Raw genomic sequence first — 4,992 nt, 5'->3', positions numbered from 1 at the left:
CTAGAAGAGTTGTTTCCTATTAAGAAATGACTCCCTTTTCATTTTAGGAGAATCAATGGATAAAAATAAACAATAAATAAAAAGCAAGGACGTGGAGAGTTTTAAAATAAAATGTTCAAAAAGTTTACAAAGTCCACACAAAAATTCTTTGCGTCCTTCCTTTGCTTTGTATAAATAATGTTTTGTTTCTTATCTTTTAAAACTCCCTTCTACTTTAATTGCAGGAGAATTTATCTATGATCAAACTAATCTTAATTATAATCATCTTACTTATTATCGCAGCGTTTAGAATTATACGTGCTGTTGTTAGAACTGTTTCCAATGAATTGCCTTTTGGACGGATGCAGCAGGGAAAATACTCAACGATTTTCTAGAAGAGGATAATGGTAGTAATCCAAACAATACTCGAAATACAAACTTTCAATATAGACCAGAATTTTCTAACCTGATTGATAAGCAAGTAGACGCATTCGGAAATTTTATAGATCGAAATTGTAAGACTACACTCGATACATTTTTATTCTTAGAATTTTGTATTTCCATTCATATGGCTAAGGCTGATGGAGTAATAGATAATTCTGAAATAGAAGGGATTCGAAGTTACTTCAAAGAAACCTATGGAGATGAATTAGACGAATCGCTATTAGCCAAAGCTTCGCCAATGGTTCGGGAATTTATTCAGACTTATACTCCTGATGAATTAATTCTTTCTGCCTGTATCAGTCTAGATGTGGTTTGAAGTTTTAAAAGGAACCATCGAAGACGAAGAAACAAGAACTGAATTTATATTTCAAATCTTTGGATTTGTTTATCAAGTCGCTCTCATGGATGGAATCTTACAAAGCTCTGAGACTAGATTTTTCAAAGGAATCTGTGATTACTTTCATCTTGATAAAGAAGCCAGAGAGTATATCGAGCGTGTGGGCGAATATCAATTTAACGCTCGCAAGAATCGAAATGAATCAGTAAAAGAGAGCGAAAAAGAAATTGAAAATGCTTTAAAAGCTTTTCCAGTTAAATGGCAATTACACAAAAGAAGAATTACAAAAAAGCATGGAAAATTACGCAAAACTAAATCATCCCGACAAATTTCATTCTGTAGATAGAGGACTCTATGAAAAAATAAATGCTCAATTCCTAGAAGCAAAGAAAGGCTACGATTTATTACTCTCTCGAGTAGATACAAAGTGAATTCGCCTTTGTCGAGCCTGAGCCTACAAAAGAGCCTTACCAAGAAAAGCCGCAGGAACCAACCCCGGAATACAAAGAAGAAAAATCCCAAGAGACTTATTCGTCGAGTGCAAAAGTAGAAAGAGAAACGGTTACTCCTGAGTATGTGCAACCTGCGAAACCGTCCGTCTTCTGGTCTGAGCTTGGCAAGCAAATTACAGAAATAGTTTCTATTCTCAAGAAATCTTTCTCTCCAGATAGCTTGAAGCTTGTTTTCTTTGGAAGTAAAAGTCGGACTGCTATTACGGTTGGAATTCCGATAGTAGTTATTCTTGGATTTATACTTGTCCCAATTGTTACAGAATCGTATTATAAAAGGTTGCTAAAAAATGATAGCTCCGCCGATTACAAAAAAGCGTATAATTACTATTACCTACAGGGAAATTCTTCTATAGATACAATGAAGGATGTTTATAAAATGCTTCTAGTAATATCGAAAACAAATTCTCTTCATGCTTTGATTGACCTAGGAGATACTTCAACGGATACTCTAAGTTATGTGATAGAGATGCTTGGGGAAGAAGATCAAGTTGCGTTACAAACGTTAGAGAATATTTCTACCATGCGATTTTACAGAAGAGGCTATTTACAATTCACTGCTCTCTCTTCTCAAAAAGAAAGAATACTCTTTTAAAAGAACGCACAGTAGGGTTGCTTTCAAAAAGGAATTAGCTCTGTTCCGGTCACGAAAGAAAATTTAGAAATCTTTATGCTCTGCAAAGGAGATAGTATTTCTAGTGTAAGTAAATTTTGCTTAGAAGCTCTAAAACCATTTGCCCGGAGAAGAAAGAGTTCGAGAATTCGCTTTGCTAAACTTAAAATCATTTTCTGATGATTTAAAGAATTATTCCTGGGAGTTACTCTTAGAAGGAATCAATTCAGAAAATGACTTAGATGAACTCACCGTGGCAAATAAGAATCATCCCTTCCTAAAATTCTACCTCAGAGTTTACTTCTCATCAGAATGAAATTTTATCTTTAGCCTCTAAGAATCCGAAATTCTTTAAATCGAATTTTTCTTCTTTCTCAAAATTCTTAAAAACAAAGTCAGAAAATGAAATGATTGATTTCTTAGGTGTTCTAGGTGAGTCGATTCAAAAGGAAGACTACTTGCAAAAATTTCTAAGAGATATGCAGGGGACAAATCGGATGGAGTTTAAATCAGTGTATGCACCTAGTCAAGTTACCGCTACAATAATGGACCAAGAAAAAAAGAACAAGAAGAGCCCAAACAACCTACAACGTTTGCGAGAGTGAGAGAACCTTCCGGGTTATTTCTCCGAGATCGTTGCAGTATGAATGGAGGCAAACTCGTATTAATCCCTGATGGAGAACAAGTAGAAGTAATCTCTCGAGACAAAGAAGATTTACTCTTACGAAATTTCTAATCATTGGTATCGCATTCGCTACAAAGGATTAGTCGGTTGTTCCTTCGGCGGATTCCGGGAGTTTTAATCATGGCTGATGTTTATATCACCGAGCATGGAATTACTCTTCATAGATCAGGTGAGTCTCTTGTTCTAAAAAAAGAAGGTGTGCAAATCAAGGAATTGGAATTAAAAAACATAGAGACGATTCAAGTGTTTGGATATGTGCAAGCCTCATCGCATGTTTTATTCGAACTACTTGAACGAGGAATTGAATTCGCCTATTATAATTCCAATGGAAACTTAATTGGTCAACTCACACCTCCGCATGTAAAAAATGTGGAGCTTCGTTACAAACAATACGAATTATCTAAGGATGAAAATTTCAAATTGGAATTCGCTAAAGAATTGATTCAGGGGAAATGGAAAGTTGCCTCTACTTGCTAGAAGAGTTTAGCAAGAATGCAAGCGTTGAACTGCGCTTAGAAATACAGGCTCTTCGTGCAGTGCGGCTAGAGGCAAATGAGGCTAAAGATATTCCGGCACTCATGGGATATGAAGGAATTTTGCAAAGAGGTATTATGAAAATTATGGAAGGCTCTTCAAAGAAGAAGGAGTATTCAACGGAAGAAGCAAAAGACCGCCGAGATGTTGGTAACTCTGTTCTTTCTTTGTTATACACTATTCTCACTAATCGTATTGCAGCTTACATTGATGGAATAGGTTTTGATCCATTCATCGGTTTTTTACATAGTCTAGAATATGGAAGACTGAGTCTTGGCTGTGATATGATTGAACCTTTGCGTCCTCTATTTTGTGATTGGTTTACTCTAAAATTATTTAACCAAAAAAGAATTAAGTCGGAGGATTTCGAAGTAAGGGATAATGGGTATTATCTGAATGATCTAAGTCGTAAGAAATTCTATCCGCTATTGCACAATGAATTAAAGGAAAATAGAGATTATCTTTATATGCGAGGCGAGCTTTTAGATTGGGTGAAATTTCAAACGGGAGTGGATGAAAAAGTTTTTACAGATGGAAGTGTAATTTCTCTAAAAGAATTTTCCAAGTCAAAGGATATGAATGCAGCAGGGTAAACTCTATCTTATCTGCTATGACTTCCTTCGGGGAAAATGGGTGATAAGCGCAGAGCCAAAGTAGTCAAGATACTTCAAGGTTATGGAAACCGTGTCCAAAAGTCTGTATTCGAACTTAGACTTCACAAAAAAGAAGAGCTGACCATATGCTAAAGAAAATTAAAAATGGTTTATCGAAGCAGAAGACTCTTCGGATTTATCCTCTCAATGAACTTGCGGAAAGAGAAATTCAAATTCATGGAGAAGGGGAGATTTGCAAAGTAGATGATGCTTATTTCTTTTGAAAGTATAAATCCTGTCTAAAAGAATCTTAGACAAGATTTACAAGATAAACAAGATGAAGATAAAAAAAGAAATTAAAATCCTGTGAATCTTGTTCATCCTGTCTAAAAAAAATCTTAGACAAACAACACCAAGTTTCCAAAAGGTTAGATATTTATAATGCTATTACAGAATAATTTCACTAGATTAGAAATTTCCCGTTTCCCTTATCTCCGAATGGGCTGCAATTTATTGACTAAACCCTTTTGTGGTCAAAGAGGAGGATTTGAATTCGAAAATACAGTAACGTTCTTTGCAGAAAAAAGGATTTCCAATATAATGAAGCCCTGTTTTTTCTCTTACCTCAAAGAAGCTAAAAACAAGACTAGAAAAGGGAATCTCAATTTAAAATGGGTTGTATCTAGGAATAGGATTGGTTTTAATGGACTTGTGGAAGCTACTATGATAATGTCTTTCCCTCGACTTAGAGGATTGCGACTAGGTATATACTTCTTATCCCCAACTGAGCAAGTAAATGATAATGTCTTTCCTCGACTTAGAGGATTGCGACTAAATACTAATCTATGGCAACTAACGCATTTTTATCTTTCATGATAATGTCTTTCCCTCGACTTAGAGGATTGCGACTTCTCCTAAACAGTATGTTTCAATCGTCTTGCCTTTCGTATATGATAAATGTCTTTCCCTCGACTTAGAGGATTGCGACTTTGGATTATTTTCATGCGAATTCTACCATCTCCAATTCATGATAATGTCTTTCCTCGACTTAGAGGATTGCGACATATCATTATCTTTAGTATCTAGGTATCTTTGCCCTAATAGATGATAATGTCTTTCCCTCGACTTAGAGGATTGCGACAGAATAAGTTTTTTTTTCATATATATTCTTCTGTATTACCTAAAATGATAATGTCTTTCCCTCGACTTAGAGGATTGCGACGCGATTAATAACAACGCCTCAACAGTGCCGTCAGACGCTATTAGATGATAATGTCTTTCCCTCGACCCAGAGGATT

General features: G+C 35.5%; 10 protein-coding genes and 1 CRISPR repeat array. All 10 genes read left to right on the top strand.

The window, feature by feature from the left end; all coding sequences use genetic code 11:
• Positions 1 to 236 precede the first annotated feature (236 nt).
• A complete protein-coding gene (locus tag IPH52_18915) occupies positions 237 to 374 on the top strand; it encodes a hypothetical protein (protein ID MBK7057077.1) in 138 nt (45 codons plus the stop codon).
• Positions 375 to 547: 173 nt separating this feature from the next.
• The gene (locus IPH52_18910) at positions 548 to 739 is read left to right on the top strand and encodes a hypothetical protein (GenBank protein MBK7057076.1); all 192 of its coding nucleotides are present in this window, start codon (positions 548 to 550) and stop codon (positions 737 to 739) included.
• Positions 729 to 1,106, top strand: coding sequence for a hypothetical protein (locus IPH52_18905; protein MBK7057075.1), 378 nt, complete (start codon positions 729 to 731; stop codon positions 1,104 to 1,106). The genes IPH52_18910 and IPH52_18905 overlap by 11 nt, the downstream gene beginning before the upstream one ends.
• A 230-nt stretch (positions 1,107 to 1,336) precedes the next feature.
• Entirely contained in the window at positions 1,337 to 1,864 is a 528-nt protein-coding gene (locus IPH52_18900) for a hypothetical protein (GenBank protein ID MBK7057074.1), read from the top strand.
• 139 nt (positions 1,865 to 2,003) lie between these two features.
• On the top strand, positions 2,004 to 2,198 hold the full coding sequence (locus IPH52_18895) for a hypothetical protein (GenBank protein MBK7057073.1): 195 nt from the start codon (positions 2,004 to 2,006) through the stop codon (positions 2,196 to 2,198).
• A 91-nt stretch (positions 2,199 to 2,289) separates the two neighbouring features.
• Positions 2,290 to 2,487, top strand: coding sequence for a hypothetical protein (locus IPH52_18890; GenBank protein MBK7057072.1), 198 nt, complete (start codon positions 2,290 to 2,292; stop codon positions 2,485 to 2,487).
• Between the two features lie 200 nt (positions 2,488 to 2,687).
• The gene (gene cas1, locus IPH52_18885; GenBank protein MBK7057071.1) at positions 2,688 to 3,044 is read left to right on the top strand and encodes a CRISPR-associated endonuclease Cas1; all 357 of its coding nucleotides are present in this window, start codon (positions 2,688 to 2,690) and stop codon (positions 3,042 to 3,044) included.
• Positions 3,020 to 3,694 (top strand): CRISPR-associated endonuclease Cas1, encoded by a 675-nt coding sequence (gene cas1 / locus IPH52_18880; protein ID MBK7057070.1) that lies wholly within the window; start codon positions 3,020 to 3,022, stop codon positions 3,692 to 3,694. The genes cas1 (IPH52_18885) and cas1 (IPH52_18880) overlap by 25 nt, the downstream gene beginning before the upstream one ends.
• A 36-nt stretch (positions 3,695 to 3,730) precedes the next feature.
• A complete protein-coding gene (gene cas2, locus IPH52_18875) occupies positions 3,731 to 3,847 on the top strand; it encodes a CRISPR-associated endonuclease Cas2 (protein ID MBK7057069.1) in 117 nt (38 codons plus the stop codon).
• Positions 3,841 to 3,978 carry a hypothetical protein gene (locus tag IPH52_18870; GenBank protein ID MBK7057068.1) on the top strand — a complete coding sequence of 46 codons (138 nt, stop codon included), beginning with the start codon at positions 3,841 to 3,843 and terminating at the stop codon, positions 3,976 to 3,978. The genes cas2 and IPH52_18870 overlap by 7 nt, the downstream gene beginning before the upstream one ends.
• 439 nt (positions 3,979 to 4,417) lie before the next feature.
• A CRISPR array of direct repeats spans positions 4,418 to 4,916; the repeat unit is 31 nt; unit sequence ATGTCTTTCCCTCGACTTAGAGGATTGCGAC.
• Between the last annotated feature and the right edge of the window lie 76 nt (positions 4,917 to 4,992).

The organism is Leptospiraceae bacterium (assembly GCA_016708435.1).
Lineage (GTDB): Bacteria > Spirochaetota > Leptospiria > Leptospirales > Leptospiraceae > UBA2033.
This window is presented reverse-complemented; position numbering and strand designations above follow the sequence as displayed.